Consider the following 16,025-nt stretch of genomic DNA (forward strand, 5'->3'; position numbering starts at 1 on the left):
GGAACGGGACGAGGGGGGGACGGAACGGGACGAGGTGGGGACGGAACGGGGACGAGGGGGGGACGGAACGGGACGAGGTGGGGACGGAACGGGACGAGGTGGGGACGGAACGGGACGAGGTGGGGACGGAACGGCGGACGGCCGGCCTGTGAGGACCGGCCGTCCGCCGTATGGGAAATCAGTCCAGGCCGTACTGCTCGTGGGCGAACTTCTCCAGCGCGGGGATCGAGCGCTTGACCTTCTCCGTGTCGATGCAGTAGGCCATGCGGAAGTAGCCGGGCACGCCGAAGCTCTCCGACGGCACGAGAATCAGGTCGTACTCCTTCGCCTTGAGACAGAACGCGGTCGCGTCCTCCTCGAGCGCCTTCGGGAAGATGTAGAACGTGCCGCCGGGGCGCACCACGTCGAAGCCGATCGAGGTGAGCGCGTCGTACAGGAGGTTCATGTTCGTCTCGTACACGCTCAGGTCGCTCGTCTCGTCGAGCACCTTCGCGACGCCCAGCTGGATCGAGCTCGGCGGGCAGTTGTGGCCGGTGCCGCGCGAGATCTGTCCCATCATCGGCACGAGCAGGTCGGCGTCCGTGGCGGCCGGGTTCACCGCCACGTAGCCGATGCGCTCGCCCGGCAGGGAGAGCGACTTCGACCACGAGTAGCAGGTGAGCGTGTTCGCGTAGAAGTTCGCCGGGTACGGCTGCGTGCCGCCGTCGAACACGATCTCGCGGTACGGTTCGTCGCTGATGAGGAAGATGTCGTGGCCGTATTCGGTCTGCTTGGCGGCGAGGATCGCGGCGAGACGCTTGAGCGTCTCGGCCGAGTAGACGGCGCCGGACGGGTTGTTCGGCGTGTTGATGAGCACCGCCTGCACGTTCGGGTTGAGGGCCGCCTCGAACGCGTCGAAGTTGATCTGGAAGTTCGCGGTGTCCGCGGGGATGACGGTCAGGTGCGCGCCGGTGCCGTTCACGTACGGCTGGTATTCGGGGAAGTACGGCGCGAACGTGATGATCTCGTCGCCGGGCTTGGTGACGGCGCGCATCGCGTGCGCGAGTGCGCCGGCCGCGCCGGTCGTCGGGAAGATGTGATTGCCGGTGTAGCTGGTGCCGAAGCGACGGTTGAGGGAGTCGGCGATCGCCTCCTTGACGGACGGGATGCCGAGCGACGGGGAGTAGCCGTGGATGGCGACCGGGTCGCCGTGCTCGTACAGGTCGACCATCGTCTTCGCGAAGTCCGGCGGGGCGGGCACGCTCGGATTGCCCAGCGAGTAATCGAACACGTTCTCGTAGCCGATCTCCTTGCCGCGGGCGGTCGCATACTCGCTCAGCTCGCGGATGACGGACTTGCCGCCCAGCATCGCCTTGTATTCCTCGTTGATCATGGTCGCTCCTTGCTTGAAGTCAGATACCCCTATTCAACCACCGTTTGCCGGTCGTACCGCTCCACGATTCCGCCGATGTGGAAATCGCGAACCGGAATCGGCGCGTATCACTTTACTTTCATGCAAGTAAAGTGATATACTGGTCGTGTCGACAACGCCATCTCCTTCCGGTCGAATCCTCATTCGCTTGCGCAATCGCACAACCCATCGCATAGAACGTTTCGCGCGCCGCCGCGGGCGCGCCGTTATAGACGCAAGGAGAGCCATCATGGCCACGACACCTCTTGACACCGTCGGAACCACCGTAACCCAGATGATTCCCCCGAGCCGGACCGGCTCCCGGCCGGACGTTCCGCCCGAGACCGGCGCGTCGCAGCCCGCCATCGACCCGGCGGCGGCCGCGGCGGCGCTGGACCAGATCGCCGCCGACCGCGACGGCAACGCCGAACGGCTGATGCCCCCGAAATGGTGGTATCCGGTCAACGGCGTGATCGTCGGAGTCGTATATCTGCTGTTCGCGCAGTTGTTCGCGCAGTTCGCCGTCATCGAATTCGGTACGGACGGCTGGCTCGTGGAGGCCCGATTCCCGTTGCTTGAATCGGTGGCGTATATGGCCGCGGCCGCCGCGCTGTGTTATGCGCTTCTCGAGCTGGGGGAGTGGCGCAAACGGCAGATCGGCTCCGACTACAGCGTGTTCATGGGCGAGCTGAGACCGCGGAACGCGTTCATGTGGGTCGTGCTGCTCACGCAGTTCGTCGTCGAGATCGGCGCGTTCGCCCTGCTGCTCTGGTGGATGCTCCATCAGTCGGTACTGCCGGAGATGCCCATGCTCGTCGCCGTCGTGATGGGCGCGGTGCTCGCTCTCTGGGATTACCTGTATGATCGCTACTTCATCGCGACGATCAAGAAGGAGGGGCGGTGAACGCCATGAGCGGCGACATGGGCAAGGCGTCGGGCCCGGGCGGCGGGCGGGGAGCCGGCACCGTCGAACCCCGGTTCGACGCCGTCATCCACGAGCCGACGCGTCTGCGCATCTGCGGGCTGCTCTCCTCGGTCAGGGAGATGCGTTTCGCCGACATCCGCGAGGCGCTTGGACTGAGCGACGCGATGTGTTCCCGCCACCTCACCACGCTCGCCGGCGACGGGTACATCGCCTTGACCAAGCGGCCGGGCGAATCGACCCGTCACATGGTCACCTGGGCGGCCATCACGCCGGAGGGGCGTCGGGCGCTCGCCGGGCATCTGGCGGCCTTGCAGGCCATTGCCCAAGGGGCTGTTCTATAGGTTCCCGGTTCACGATTGTCCCGTCATGGGAATCGTGAACCGGAGGCGTCCCTAGAAGTCCCAATCGTCGTCGTCGGTCTCCTCGGCCTTGCCCATCACGTAGGAGGAGCCGGAACCGGAGAAGAAGTCGTGGTTCTCGTCCGCGTTGGGGGAGAGGGACGCGATGATCGCCGGGTTCACGTCGCAGATCTCCGCCGGGAACAGGGCCGGGTAGCCGAGGTTCATCAGCGCCTTGTTGCCGTTGTAGCGCAGGAACTTCTCCACGTCCTCGGTCAACCCCACGCCGCCGTACAGCGACTCGGTGTACTCCACCTCGTTGTCGTACAGCTCGTTGAGCAGGTCGTACGTGTACTCGCGCAGCTCCTCGCGCTTCGCCTCGCCCACCCGTTCCAGACCACGCTGGTACTTGTAGCCGATGTAGTAGCCGTGCACGGCCTCGTCGCGGATGATGAGACGGATCACGTCGGCCGTGTTCGTGAGCTTCGCGTGGCTGGAGAAGTACATCGGCAGGTAGAAGCCCGAGTAGAAGAGGAACGATTCGAGCAGCGTCGAGGCGACCTTGCGCTTCAACGGGCTGTCGCCCTCGTAGTAGTCGAGCACGATCTGCGCCTTCTTCTGCAGGTACTCGTTCTCCTCGCTCCACGCGAACGCCGCGTCGATCTGCTCGGTCGAGCACAGCGTGGAGAAGATCGACGAATACGACTTCGCGTGCACGGATTCCATGAACGCGATGTTCGTGTACACGGCCTCCTCGTGCGGGGTGAGCGCGTCCGGGATGAGCGAGACCGCGCCGACCGTGCCCTGGATCGTGTCGAGCAGGGTGAGACCGGTGAACACGCGCATCGTGAGCGTGTGCTCCTCCTCGCTCATCGCCTGCCACGAGGGGATGTCGTTCGAGACCGGCACCTTCTCCGGCAGCCAGAAGTTGCCGGTCAGGCGGTCCCACACCTCGAGGTCCTTCTCGTCCTCGAGACGGTTCCAGTTGATCGCACAGACGCGGTCGATGAGCTTCAGCGGTTTGCGCGGCATGGAAATCGGCGCCATGATTCTCTCCTTGCTACTTGTCTTCGTCGTTTTCGTTGCGTTGTTCGGTGAATTCTTCCGGTGCCGTCAGGCGCAGGATCATCCGGTATACGGTCTTCGACATGGTGGTTCTCCTTGTCAGTTCCATGGTCGGCCCCATGGAATCGGGCGTGACGTGTGCGGCGTCAAGGCGCACCGAGGGAAGGCGTACGAAGGTACGTCGACCGAGGAGCAACGCCGATGACGCTCCGTCACGCGCGATTCCATCGGTCTGATGTGTGCGGAGACCGCCGTCCGAGGCCGAAGGCGTACAGGAGGTACGTCGAGTGCCGAGGAAAGGCGGTATACGCTCCATCAGAGCATGCAGGAGACGCAGCCCTGCACTTCGGTGCCCTCAAGCGCCTGCTGGCGGATGCGGATGTAGTAGAGGGTCTTGATGCCCTTGCGCCAGGCGTAGATCTGGGCCTTGTTCACGTCGCGCGTGGTCGCGGTGTCCGGGAAGAACAGCGTGAGCGAGAGTCCCTGGTCGACGTGGCGTGTGGCGGCCGCGTATGTGTCGACGATCGCCTGCCATCCGATCTCGTAGGCGTCCTGGAAGTATTCCAGGTTGTCGTTGGTCATGTACGGCGCCGGGTAGTACATGCGCCCGATCTTGCCTTCCTTGCGGATCTCGATCTTCGAGGCGATCGGGTGGATCGACGACGTGGAGTGGTTGATGTACGAGATCGATCCGGTGGGCGGCACGGCCTGCAGATTCTGGTTATAGATGCCATCACGCAGAATCGCGTCGCGCAACGCCTCCCAATCGGCGACGGTCGGCACCGCGACCCCGTAACGCGCGAACAGCTCGCGCACGCGCTCCGTGCGCGGCGCGGCGGGCGCGCGGCCGTCCGTGTACTTGTCGAAGTAGTTGCCCGCGCCGGCCGGCTTCGCGTAGTCCGAACGTTCGAATCCGACGAACGCCTTGCCGCGCTCGACCGCCAGATCGTGCGATGCGCGGTAGGCGTGGTAGGCGACGGTCATGAAGTACATGTCGGTGAAGTCGAGCGCCTCGTCGGAGCCGTAGCGGAAGCCCTCGCGCGCGAGGAAGCCGTGCAGGTTCATCTGGCCGAGACCGATCGCGTGGCCCTCGTCGTTCGCGCGTCGGATCGACGGCACCGCGTCGATCGACGTGTGCTCGGCGACCGCGGTCAGCGCGCGGATCGCGGTCTCGACCGTGCCGGCGAGACCGCCGTCCATCGCCTTCGCGATGTTGAGCGAGCCGAGGTTGCACGACACGTCGCGTCCCACGTGTGCGTAGGAGAGGTCCTCGCGGTAGACGCTCGCCTCCTGCACCTGCAGGATCTCCGAGCACAGGTTCGACATCGTCACGCGGCCGTCGATCGGGTTCGCACGGTTGACCGTGTCCTCGAACACGAGATACGGGTAGCCGGATTCGAACTGCAGCTCGGCGAGCGTCGTGAAGAACTTGCGCGCGTCGATGTACGTCTTCCCGATGCGGTCGTCGGCCACCATCTCGTCGTACTTCTCGGTGACGGAGATGTCGGCGAACGGCTTGCCGTACACGCGCTCCACGTCGTACGGGCTGAACAGCGCCATCTTCTCCTTGCGCTTGGCGAGCTCGAACGTGACGTCCGGCACGACCACGCCCAACGCGAGCGACTTGATGCGGATCTTCTCGTCCGCGTTCTCGCGCTTCGTGTCGAGGAAGCGCATGATGTCCGGATGATGCGCGTTCAGGTACACGGCGCCCGCGCCCTGGCGCGCGCCCAGCTGATTCGCGTACGAGAACGAGTCCTCGAGCAGCTTCATGACCGGCACGACGCCGCTCGACTGGTTCTCGATGTGCTTGATCGGCGCACCCAGCTCACGCAGGTTGGAGAGGAGCAGCGCCACGCCGCCGCCGCGCTTCGACAGCTGCAGGGCCGCGTTGATGCCGCGCGAGATCGACTCCATGTTGTCCTCGATGCGCACGAGGAAGCAGCTCACCGGCTCGCCGCGCTGCGCCTTGCCGAGGTTCAGGAACGTCGGCGTGGCCGGCTGGAAGCGGCCGGCGAGCATCTCGTCGAGGTAGCGCGTGGCGGCCTGCTCGTCGCCGGCGGCCAGGTCGAGGGCGACCGCGGCGCAACGCTGCGGGAAGTCCTCGAGATACGTCCTGCCGTCGAACGACTTCAGCGCGTAGGAGCGGAAGAACTTGAACGCGCCGAGGAACGTCTCGAATTCGAAGCCGGACGCCGCGGCGTGCGCGTAGAACTCCTCGAGGAAGCCGGCGCTGTAGCGGGCGAACACGTCGCCGTCGTAGTAGTCGTGGTCGATGAGCCAGCGCAGGCGCTCGCCGGCCGTGGCGAAGCGCTTCGTATTCGGCTCGATCTCGGTCGCGACGTAGGCGCGCTCGGCCTCCTTGTCCTTGCCGAACTGGATGAGTCCGTGCTCGTCGTACAGGTTGAGCATCGCGTTCAGCGCATGGTAGTCGGTCGACGGATCGTAGGTGGTTCCGGTGGTGGTCATGGATGTGTTGGCCTTTCGGTCGATTGCCGTATCGGCTGTCGTGTCGTGGTCCGGCTATTTCGTGAAGAACTTCACGAGGCCGTCGCGCACTTTGCGGGAGTCCTCGCGCGTGCCCATCAGTTCGAAGCGGTACAGGTACGGGACGCGGCATTTCGCGGCGATGATGTCGCCGGCCGCGCCGTATGCGGTGCCGAAGTTCGTGTTGCCGGAGGCGATCACGCCGCGGATCCACGCGCGGTTGCCCGCATGGTTGAGGAATCGTTTCACCTGCGGCGGCACGGCCTTGCGCGCGTCGCCGCCGCCGTAGGTCGGCACCATGATGACGTACGGTTCGCGCACGTTGAGCATCGGCGCGTTCGGTTTCAACGGAATCCGGTACACGTTGATTCCCGCCTCGCCGAGCTTCAGTCCGGCGACGAACCGTGCCGTGTTCTCCGATGCGGAGGAGAAGTACACGAGCGCGCCGATCGCCTTGCCGCGTCCGCCCGCCGCCGTCGTTTCCGGCGTGCCGGGCGTCGCGTCGTCGTGTTCCGGCGTCTCGCTCATCCCGTGCAACGCGACGGGCGTGGTGCGGTGGCGTGTGTGTGTCGCGTCGTCGTCCGCGTCGTCACGTCGCGCCGCGGCGGCGGTGTGACGACGTCCGCCCGCCGCGACGCCGGTCAGTGCGGACAGATCGCGCATGCCCGCGCGGCGGATGGGCGCCGCTCCGGTCAATCCGGACAGGTCGCCTGCGCCGCCGCTCACCTTCGGCGTCGCGCTCATGCGGCGACGACGTGTTCGGTCTGCGCGGCGACCGCGGACTTCGCGAGTTCGCGGATGAGGTCCGGGCGGTAGCCGGTCCACGAGTTGTCCGGGGTGATGACGACCGGCGCCTGCTGGAAGCCGGCCTGCTGCAGTTGCGCCAGCGTGGACGGGTTCTCGGTCAGGTCCACCGTCTCGAACGGGATGCCGAGCTTGGTGAGCTGGCGCTTGGTGGCGTCGCACTGCGGGCAACGCGGCTTGGTGAACACGGTGACGGTCATGGTGGTCTCCGATCGGACGGTGTGATGTGGTGCGGGAGACAGACTACCGAGGATTGATTCCCGAGTAAACACTATCCGTAGTGGCGTGTCGTCGGCGGTTTCGCTAGATGTAGTGTCTGGGAAAATCGTTGGAATCACAACGGACACGCCGTCGGCGGCGGTGTCCCGGCCGTGGCCCGAACCGCCCCGAACCGAAAATGTCACCTTCGTCACACCGGGGCGTTCCTTGGTTCACGATTTCCCCGTCGAAGAAATCGTGAACCGGAAACGCACATTCCCGCACGTCGTTATCGCGCGGGAATGGCGGTAAGTCGCCGTGTGGCATGTTCATACGAACAGTTCGCCGGTTCACGATTCCGATGGTGCGAGAATCGTGAACCGTGTAAGGCGCCGCTTGCGCGTCGGCGCGCTTCCCCACCGCCCCACACGGCCGCCCGGCATAAGACGGCACTCGCGTATCGGCCTGCGGCGGGATAGACTTTCCCTTGGGAAAACATGCCCGCGGCGCACCGCGGGCGACGTCGACTGAAAGGCAAGGCAAATGGCCGAAGCTACGGCAAACATCGGTGTGATTGGACTTGCGGCGATGGGTTCGAACCTGGCCCGCAACCTCGCGCACCACGGCAACACGGTGGCGCTGTTCAACCGCCACTACTCGCGTACCGAGAAGCTCATGGAGGAGCATGGCTCCGAGGGCGCGTTCGTCCCGACGAAGACGCTGGAGGAGTTCGCCGCGTCGCTGAAGCGCCCGCGCACCGCGATCATCATGGTCAAGGCCGGCGGTCCGACCGACGCGGTCATCGAGCAGCTTGAGCAGGTGTTCGAGCCGGGCGACATCATCGTCGACGGCGGCAACTCGTTCTTCAAGGACACCATCAAGCGTGAGAAGGAAGTGCGCGCCAAGGGCTTCCACTTCGTGGGCTGCGGCGTGTCCGGCGGCGAGGAGGGCGCGCTCAACGGCCCGTCCCTGATGCCCGGCGGCACCGCGGAATCCTGGAAGACGCTCGGCCCGATTCTCGAGTCGATCGCGGCGAAGGTGAACGGCGAGCCGTGCGTGACGCATATCGGCACCGACGGCGCCGGCCACTTCGTGAAGATGGTGCACAACGGCATCGAGTACGCGGACATGCAGGTGATCGGCGAGGCGTACGACATCCTGCGCCGCGGCCTCGGGATGGACGCCGAGGAGATCGCCGGCGTGTTCGACGAGTGGAACAAGGGCGACCTCGACTCCTACCTGATCGAGATCACCGCCGAGGTGCTGCACCACAAGGACGCGGCCACCGGCAAGCCGTTCGTGGACGTGGTCGTCGACCACGCCGGCATGAAGGGCACCGGCACGTGGACCGTCCAGACCGGTCTCGAGTTCGGCTCGGCCGTGCCGGCGATCGGCGAGGCCGTGTTCGCCCGCGCGCTCTCCTCCCACGGCGAGCTGCGCGAGGCCGCCCAGCAGGAGAACCTGGCCGGCCCGAACAAGACCATCGATCTCGATGGCGAGGAGAAGGCCGCGTTCATCGAGGACGTGCGCCGTGCGCTGTTCGCCTCCAAGGTCGTCGCCTACGCGCAGGGCCTCAACGAGATCCAGGACGGCGCGAAGGAGTACGGCTGGGACATCAACCTGTCCGAGGTGGCCCGCATCTGGCGTGGCGGATGCATCATCCGCGCCCAGTTCCTGCTCGACCGCATCACCGAGGCGTTCAAGGGCGACAACCCGCCCCAGTCGCTGCTGTTCGACCCGTACTTCGAGAAGATCATCGGCGAATCGCAGGACGCGTGGCGTCGCGTGATCGTCAAGGCCATCGAGGCAGGCATCCCGACCCCGGTGTTCTCCAGCTCCCTCGCCTACTACGACGGCCTGCGCTCCAAGCGCCTGCCCACCGCCCTGACCCAGTCCCAGCGCGACCTGTTCGGCGCCCACACCTACGGCCGCGTCGACAAGCCCGGCGTGTTCCACACGCTGTGGGCCGAGCCGGGCAAGCCGGAAGAGCAGCAGAGCTGATCTTGCCGGCTTGAGGAGAGCCCTGTGGGCTCTCCGACCGGCTCGGGATTCGTCGGCTATGTCGACGAATCAAATAAAAAATTAGGGAAGCCCTGTGGGCTTTCCGACCGGCTCGGTGCGCGGCGGCTGTGTCGTCGCGCCAGATTTGAGTCCGGCCGTAGGCCGGTCCGCAATTGCTGGTCGAGGAAGCAAGCCTGAGATTGAGGAGTATTCCCCTTTTTTCGGCGCGAAAAATCCCGGACGACATGCCGCTCGTCCGGGATTTCTTGTGTTGGCCTCGTCTCAGTGCGATATATCCCGGAGGATGGGGTTGTTCTCCGGGGAATGTTGCGCTGACATCAGCTCAGCGCGAGAAATCCCGGACGATAGGGTCGATTCCCGGGAAATATCGCACTGGGCCCCTTTCAGGCACCCCCATCCCCTCAGCGCAATACATCCCGGAAAACAAGGGTGATCTCCGGGATATATCGCACTGAGACGGAGTCAGTGCGATGATTCCCGGAAGAAGACGCATATTCCCGGGATATATCGCGCGGGGAAGAACGGAAGGCACGGCAGGAGTCCCGAGGATGCGGCTCCGAGGGCACAGCTCCGAGGGGTGCGGCTCCGAGGGGTGCGGCTCCGAGGGGTGCGGCTCCGAGGGCACAGCTTTGGGGGTGCGGTTCCCCGGGGTGCGGCTCCGGAGCTACAGCCTCACCACGGTCTCCTCGGTGGTGAACCAGATGAACTCATCCACTCCGCTGGCGAAGGAGGACGGATACTCCGGGTCCCCGGCAGGCACGGCCCCCACAGGCACGGCACCCACAGGCACGGCACCCACAGGCACGGCACCCACGGGCACGGCGTCACCACTTGGCACGTCATTCGCCACGGCTGCGCCCGCCGGCACAATGTCACCACTTGGCACTTCGCCGCCCGCGGCGAATACGTGTGCCAGCGAATCCGCCTTGCCGGCACCGGCGGCGAAGAACCATGTGCGGCGGGAACGGGCGATGAGCGGCGCGGTCAGGGAGACGCGCAGCGGCGGCATCTTGGGGGAGTGGGTCACGCCGACCGTGAGCCGGTCGCGCACCAGCACCTCCGCATGCCCCGAAGAGGCGGGGAACAGCGAGGCGTAATGCCCGTCAGGTCCCATGCCGAGGATCATCAGGTCGAACACCGGTTCCGGCCCCATCTCACGAACCAACTCGTCAGCGTAGGCGCGCGCGGCGGCGTCCACGAGCGAAGCGTTCTCCGCGTCGGCGGCGGACCGCACGAACTCGTCCACGCTGCTCGCATCGGCCGTCACCTTCGCGATCTCCGCCGCCGGACGCGTATCCGCCGGCATCTCGTGGATGTTCGCTTCGGGCAGCTTCCCGGACGCCACGAGCCCGTCGAGCAGCAGCCGTCGCGCCTCGACCGCGTTGCGGTCGGGGGAGTCGGCGGCGACGAAGCGTTCGTCGCTGAACCAGAAGTGGACGCGCGTCCAGTCGATCGACGCGGCCAGCGCGGCGAGTGAAGCGTCGGTCGCGACCAGTCCGAGCGGCTGCGCGGCCGAGCCGCCGGACAGCGCCACGTCGACGCGCGTGCGGCGCGAGCCGTCCGGCAGACGCTCGTCCAGCGCGTCCAGCAGCGCCAGAACGAGCCGGGACGCCCCAGCATGGATCATCACGGATTTGTCCGGATAGACGACGAGTGTGCGGCTTGCCATGATTGCTGTTGCTCCTTCATCGCAATGTCATCAGGATTCGAAACTTCGGCCCCCTCGTCAGAGGGGGCCAAGGCAGATGGTCAGTGGCGGATCAGATCCCAGCCTTCGTTGATGACGTCGGCGTAGATCTCGTCCGGGTCGATGCGGCGCAGTTCCTCGGTCAGGCAGTCCTCGATCGTGCGCGGCGGCACGGAGATCGCCTGCGGCGCCTGCCCCGGCATCGAGATCACGGCCTGGTCCTCGTGCGGGCGTTCCAGCGACACGACGCCGTCCGCGCGCGTGAACGCCACGCCGGTCACCGCCGTCGCGCCGTCGACGTATTCCACGTCGACCGGCACGTCGAGCGTGAGACGCAGCCACGCGCACAGCAGGTCCATCGGCAGGAACTCGCGCGGTCCGGTCACCTTCACCGCCGTGACCGGCAGGTGCGGCGGTTGGTCGAGCATCGAGGCGAGCAGTCCGCGCCACACGGTCAGGCGCGTCCACGACAGGTCGATGTCCTCCGGCGTCCAGCTGCGGCGCAGGCGTTCGATCGTCGCCTCGGGATTGCTGGAATGAAGCGCGTCGGTGATGCGGCTGCGGGCCATCGCGCCCATCAGGTCCTTCGCCGGGTTGGACGGCGGCGTGGTCGGCCACCATGCGACGACCGGCACGTCCGGCACGAGCAGCGGGATGACGAGCGTGTCCGGATGGTTGATGAGTCCGTTGCGGGGACGCAGGATGATGATTTCGCCCGCGCCGGCGTCCGCGCCGAAGCGCACCTGCGCGTTGAGATTCGATTCCGCGGGGCCGTCGGTCAGGTCGATGGCTGGATTGTCGGTCTTCTCCATCGCCTTCGCGCCGCCGTCCTCGCCGTTGCCGGAACCGTCGCGGTGCGACGTGTCCGGCACGATCGCGATGACGCGGCACGGGTGCTCGCGGCTCGCCGCGTTGGCGACTTCGAGCGCGTGCTCGAGTTCGCCCTCATCGGTGGCGATGAGCAGCGTGAGCACGCGGCCGGTCGCCGACTCGCCGCGCTCCTCGTGCAGCTCGTCGATCTTGTGCGCGATCTCGCGCGTGCGGGTGTTCGGCATATCGATGATCATGGCATCCTCCAATGGCGGCCTTCGCGCGCCAGCATCTCATCGGCTTCGGCCGGGCCCCAGGTGCCCGCGCGGTACGGCTGCGGCTGGCCGAGGGTCGACCAGAACTCCTCGATCGGGTCGAGGATCTTCCAGCTCAGGTTCACTTCCTCGGTGGTGGGGAACAGCGGCGGGTCGCCGAGCAGCACGTCGAGGATCAGTCGTTCGTAGGCTTCCGGCGAGTTCTCGGTGAACGAGCGGCCGTAGCTGAAGTCCATGTTCACGTCACGGACCTCCATCGTGGTGCCGCCCGGCACCTTCGCGCCGAAGCGCATCGTCACGCCCTCGTCCGGCTGCACGCGGATCACGATCGCGTTCTTGCCGAGTTCGCGCACGGCGGTCTGCTCGAACGGCAGGTGCGGCGCGCGCTTGAACACGACGGCGATCTCGGTGACGCGCTTGCCGAGGCGCTTGCCGGTCCTGAGGTAGAACGGCACGCCCGCCCAGCGGCGCGTGTCGATGTCGAGACGGATCGCCGCATACGTCTCGGTGATGGACTTCGGGTCGATGCCCTTCTCGTCCAGATAGCCGACGACCTCGTGCGAACCCTGCCAGCCCTTCGCGTACTGGCCGCGCGCCGTATTGGCGGCGAGGTCCTTGGGCAGGCGGACGGCGGAGAGCACCTTGGTCTTCTCGGCCGTCAGGTCCTTCGCGGTGAAGCTCACCGGCTCCTCCATGGCCGTGAGCGCCATGAGCTGCAGCAGGTGGTTCTGGATCACGTCGCGTGCGGCGCCGATGCCGTCGTAGTAGCCGGCGCGGCCGCCGATGCCGATGTCCTCGGCCATCGTGATCTGCACGTGGTCCACGTAGTTCGCGTTCCACACCGGCTCGTACATCGCGTTGGCGAAGCGCAGCGCCAGCAGGTTCTGCACGGTCTCCTTGCCGAGGTAGTGGTCGATGCGGAACACCGAGCTCGGGTCGAACACCTCGGAGACGACGCGGTCGAGCTCCTTCGCGCTGGCGAGGTCATGGCCGAACGGCTTCTCGATGATGACGCGTCGCCACGCGCCCTCGGAGGAGCGCGACAGGCCGGACGCGGCCAGCTGCTTGGAGACGATCGGGAACGCGCTCGGCGGCACGGACATGTAGAACGCGTGGTTGCCGCGCGTGCCGCGGTCGCGGTCGAGCTCCTGCACGGTGGCGCTCAGACGCTCGAACGCCTCCGGATCGTCGAACGTGCCCTGCACGAATCGGATGCCGGCCGCGAGGTTGTTCCACGTCGACTCCTTGAACGGCGTGCGGCAGCGCGCCTTGACGGCCGTCTTGACGAATTCGATGAAATGCTCCTGCGTCCAGTCGCGGCGTGCGAAGCCGGTCAGGCCGAAGCTCGGCGGCAGCAGTCCGCGGTTGGCCAGGTCGTAGACGGCGGGCAGCAGCTTCTTCTGCGCCAGATCGCCGGTCACGCCGAAGATGACCAGACTGCACGGGCCCGCGATGCGCGGCAGGCGCAGGTCGCGCGGATCGCGCAACGGATTGGTCCAATTGGTATTCCCACTCATACCCATTAAGAGTAATAGCCGTCGGTAAGGTATCGCCGACGGCTAAGTGAAATGTTCGGATAGTGGGCCATAGTGAGCGGGTCTGTGAGCCGGCTCACTATGGCCCACTATCCGGGTGGTCTGCGGCGGGTTCATGCCGGCCGCGATGTCCGCGGCGCTACAGCACCTTGGACAGGAACGACCGCAGTCGCTCGCTCTTCGGATGGTTGAAGATCTCGTCGGGCGTGCCCTGCTCGTCGATCACGCCGCCGTGGGTGAACACCACGCGGGTGGAGACCTCGCGCGCGAAGCCCATCTCGTGCGTCACGAGGATCATCGTCATGCCCTCCTCGGCGAGCTTGCGGATCACCTCGAGCACGTCGCCGACCATCTCCGGGTCGAGTGCGCTCGTCGCCTCGTCGAACAGCATGATGTCCGGGTTCATCGCGAGCGCGCGGGCGATCGCCACGCGCTGCTTCTGGCCGCCGGACAGGGACGCGGGACGCGCGTCGATCTTCTCTTCGAGACCGACCTGCGCGAGCAGCTTTTTCGCGAGCGCGCGGGCCTCATCCTTCGGCATCTTGTGCACGAGCGTCGGCGCGAGCATGATGTTCTCGGCGACGGTCATGTTGGGGAACAGGTTGAAGTGCTGGAACACCATGCCGATCTGCTCGCGCACCTCGTCGATGTTCGTGTCCTTCGCGCCGAGGTCGTGGCCGTTGACGACCACCGTGCCCGACGTGGGCGTCTCCAGTCCGTTCAGGCAGCGCAGCAGCGTGGACTTGCCGGCGCCGGACGGGCCGATGATGCACACGACTTCGCCTTTGCGCACCTGGAAGTCGACGCCCTTGATGACCTCGGTGCCGCCGTAGCTCTTGTGCAGGTCGCGCACGTCGACGACGAACTCGTTCGCCGTCGGCGTGCCGTCGGCGGTCTTCGCCGTGTTCTCAGTCGATGCAGCCATTACTTGTTCAACCTCCTATCGGCGATGTTCGCGAGCCAGGTCAGCAGCGTGATGGCCACGAAGTAGATGACGCCCACCATGAGCAGCGTCTCGGTGACGCGGAAGTTCGCCGCGTACAGCTGCTGCGCCTGGTAGAGCAGGTCGGCGAAGCCGATGGTGAGCAGCAGCGAGGAATCCTTGAGCAGGATGACCAGCTGGTTGATGACGGCCGGCGTGCCGATCTTCACGGCCTGCGGCAGGATCACCCTGCGCATCGTCTGCGCGTAGGTGAGGCCGAGCGAACGCGCGCCCTCCGCCTGACCGGGGTCGACCGACTGGATCGCGCCGCGGATGATCTCCGTCAGGTACGCGCCCGAGTTGAGCGACAGCGTGAACAGGCCGGAGAACCAGATCCAGTTCGGGATGGCGTGGCCGACGAGCTGCGGCACGCCGAAGTAGAAGAAGAACGCCCACACGAGCACCGGGGTGCCGCGGAACACGGCCACGTAGGCGCCGGCGATCCATGCGAGCGCCTTGTTGCGGCCCACGCGCATCAGTCCGAAGCCGAGGCCGAGCAGCAGCGCCACGATGAACGAGAGCGCGGTGATGATCATCGTGTTCTTGAGACCCTGCATGAGCGCGGGCAGCGACTGGGCGGCCAGCTGCCAGAATCCGACGCGTTCCACCGTCTTCACGCTGTTCGTGTCCGCGTCCGCGGAGGCGTTCGCGCCCAGATACTTGGCGAGGATCTTGTCGTATTCGCCGGAATCCTTGAGCTCCTTCAATCCCACGTTGAACGCGGCCAGCAGTTCGGCGCTCTGGCCCTTGTTGACGGCGAAGCCGTAGTAGCCGCGCGGCACCTTCGGCGTCACGGTCTTGAGGCCGTTGTTCTGCGAGATGCCGTAGGCGAGCACCGGGTAGTCGTCGAACACGGCGGCCGCGTTGCCGGCCTTCACCATCTCGTACATCGTGGCCGACTGGTCGACCGACTTGACGGTGAAGCCGTACTTCTTCGCGATGGACTTCGCGTAGGCCTCGCCTTCCGAACCGGTCTTCGCGGTGACGGTCTTGCCTTTGAGGTCCGCGTAGCCCTTGACGGCGTCATCGCTCTTCGCGATGGCCATCTGCACGCCGGACTGGAAGTACGGGTCGGAGAAGTCGTACACCTGCTTGCGTTCGTCGGTGATCGACATGCCGGCGATCACCGCGTCCGCCTGGTTCGAGCTCAACGCCTGCAGCGCCGCGTTGAAGCCGAGCGACTGGATCGTGACCTTGAATCCCTGCGACGCGGCGATCCGGTCGACCAGATCCATGTCGATGCCCACCATCTTGCCGTTCTCGCGGAACTCGAACGGCGCGAACGTGGTGTCGGTGGCGATCGTGTAGGTCTTTCCCTTCGCCTTCTTCGCGAGCGCGCGCGTCGCATCGTCCACGGTCGACATGCTCTTGGTCGTGTCGCCGGCCTCCGTGCCGTCGGCGGCGAGCGCCGGCGCCGCCGACAGTCCCGCGACCATGATCGCCGCCGCGAGCAGTGCCGCGACCAGCGTCGTCAGCGCCCGCAGCCGGGCCCGCAGCCCGGCGGCCC

13 protein-coding genes are annotated in these 16,025 nt (G+C 66.1%); 3 read left to right on the forward strand and 10 right to left on the reverse strand.

Annotation, left to right across the window (positions count from 1 at the left end; translation table 11 throughout):
• Nucleotides 1–178: 178 nt before the first annotated feature.
• Nucleotides 179–1,372 (reverse strand): pyridoxal phosphate-dependent aminotransferase, encoded by a 1,194-nt coding sequence (locus Uis4E_RS06860; protein ID WP_101622462.1) that lies wholly within the window; start codon nucleotides 1,370–1,372, stop codon nucleotides 179–181.
• Between the two features lie 268 nt (nucleotides 1,373–1,640).
• Here Uis4E_RS06860 and Uis4E_RS06865 point away from each other — a divergent pair, with 268 nt between their 5' ends.
• Together Uis4E_RS06865 and Uis4E_RS06870 are read left to right on the forward strand one after the other, a co-directional pair.
• Entirely contained in the window at nucleotides 1,641–2,294 is a 654-nt protein-coding gene (locus Uis4E_RS06865) for a hypothetical protein (RefSeq protein ID WP_101622463.1), read from the forward strand.
• A gap of 5 nt (nucleotides 2,295–2,299) precedes the next feature.
• Nucleotides 2,300–2,656, forward strand: a complete 357-nt coding sequence (locus Uis4E_RS06870; protein WP_243394417.1) for a transcriptional regulator — start codon at nucleotides 2,300–2,302, stop codon at nucleotides 2,654–2,656.
• A 51-nt stretch (nucleotides 2,657–2,707) separates the two neighbouring features.
• Here Uis4E_RS06870 and nrdF read toward each other — a convergent pair whose 3' ends face one another.
• The 4 genes from nrdF to Uis4E_RS06890 form a co-directional block, all read right to left on the reverse strand.
• Nucleotides 2,708–3,700, reverse strand: a complete 993-nt coding sequence (gene nrdF / locus Uis4E_RS06875; RefSeq protein ID WP_101622464.1) for a class 1b ribonucleoside-diphosphate reductase subunit beta — start codon at nucleotides 3,698–3,700, stop codon at nucleotides 2,708–2,710.
• A gap of 333 nt (nucleotides 3,701–4,033) precedes the next feature.
• Nucleotides 4,034–6,187 (reverse strand): class 1b ribonucleoside-diphosphate reductase subunit alpha, encoded by a 2,154-nt coding sequence (nrdE, locus tag Uis4E_RS06880; protein WP_101622465.1) that lies wholly within the window; start codon nucleotides 6,185–6,187, stop codon nucleotides 4,034–4,036.
• 54 nt (nucleotides 6,188–6,241) lie between these two features.
• A complete protein-coding gene (gene nrdI, locus Uis4E_RS06885; RefSeq protein ID WP_101622493.1) occupies nucleotides 6,242–6,733 on the reverse strand; it encodes a class Ib ribonucleoside-diphosphate reductase assembly flavoprotein NrdI in 492 nt (163 codons plus the stop codon).
• Nucleotides 6,734–6,945: 212 nt separating this feature from the next.
• Nucleotides 6,946–7,209 (reverse strand): glutaredoxin family protein, encoded by a 264-nt coding sequence (locus Uis4E_RS06890; RefSeq protein WP_101622466.1) that lies wholly within the window; start codon nucleotides 7,207–7,209, stop codon nucleotides 6,946–6,948.
• A gap of 541 nt (nucleotides 7,210–7,750) precedes the next feature.
• Here Uis4E_RS06890 and gndA point away from each other — a divergent pair.
• Nucleotides 7,751–9,208: an NADP-dependent phosphogluconate dehydrogenase gene (gndA, locus tag Uis4E_RS06895; RefSeq protein ID WP_101622467.1), complete on the forward strand. Its 1,458-nt coding sequence runs from the start codon at nucleotides 7,751–7,753 to the stop codon at nucleotides 9,206–9,208.
• Nucleotides 9,209–9,893: 685 nt separating this feature from the next.
• Here gndA and pgl read toward each other — a convergent pair.
• The 5 genes from pgl to Uis4E_RS06920 form a co-directional block, all read right to left on the reverse strand.
• Complete coding sequence (gene pgl / locus Uis4E_RS06900; protein ID WP_101622468.1) at nucleotides 9,894–10,898, reverse strand: 6-phosphogluconolactonase; 1,005 nt, start codon at nucleotides 10,896–10,898, stop codon at nucleotides 9,894–9,896.
• Nucleotides 10,899–10,978: 80 nt separating this feature from the next.
• On the reverse strand, nucleotides 10,979–11,983 hold the full coding sequence (locus Uis4E_RS06905; RefSeq protein ID WP_101622469.1) for a glucose-6-phosphate dehydrogenase assembly protein OpcA: 1,005 nt from the start codon (nucleotides 11,981–11,983) through the stop codon (nucleotides 10,979–10,981).
• On the reverse strand, nucleotides 11,980–13,518 hold the full coding sequence (gene zwf / locus Uis4E_RS06910) for a glucose-6-phosphate dehydrogenase (RefSeq protein ID WP_101622470.1): 1,539 nt from the start codon (nucleotides 13,516–13,518) through the stop codon (nucleotides 11,980–11,982). The genes Uis4E_RS06905 and zwf overlap by 4 nt, the downstream gene beginning before the upstream one ends.
• A 157-nt stretch (nucleotides 13,519–13,675) precedes the next feature.
• A complete protein-coding gene (locus tag Uis4E_RS06915; protein WP_101622471.1) occupies nucleotides 13,676–14,461 on the reverse strand; it encodes an amino acid ABC transporter ATP-binding protein in 786 nt (261 codons plus the stop codon).
• The gene (locus Uis4E_RS06920) at nucleotides 14,461–15,954 is read right to left on the reverse strand and encodes an amino acid ABC transporter substrate-binding protein/permease (protein ID WP_423734928.1); all 1,494 of its coding nucleotides are present in this window, start codon (nucleotides 15,952–15,954) and stop codon (nucleotides 14,461–14,463) included. Before Uis4E_RS06920 ends, Uis4E_RS06915 begins: the two co-directional genes overlap by 1 nt.
• Between the last annotated feature and the right edge of the window lie 71 nt (nucleotides 15,955–16,025).

The organism is Bifidobacterium parmae, from assembly GCF_002860365.1.
Taxonomy (GTDB): Bacteria; Actinomycetota; Actinomycetes; order Actinomycetales; family Bifidobacteriaceae; genus Bifidobacterium; species Bifidobacterium parmae.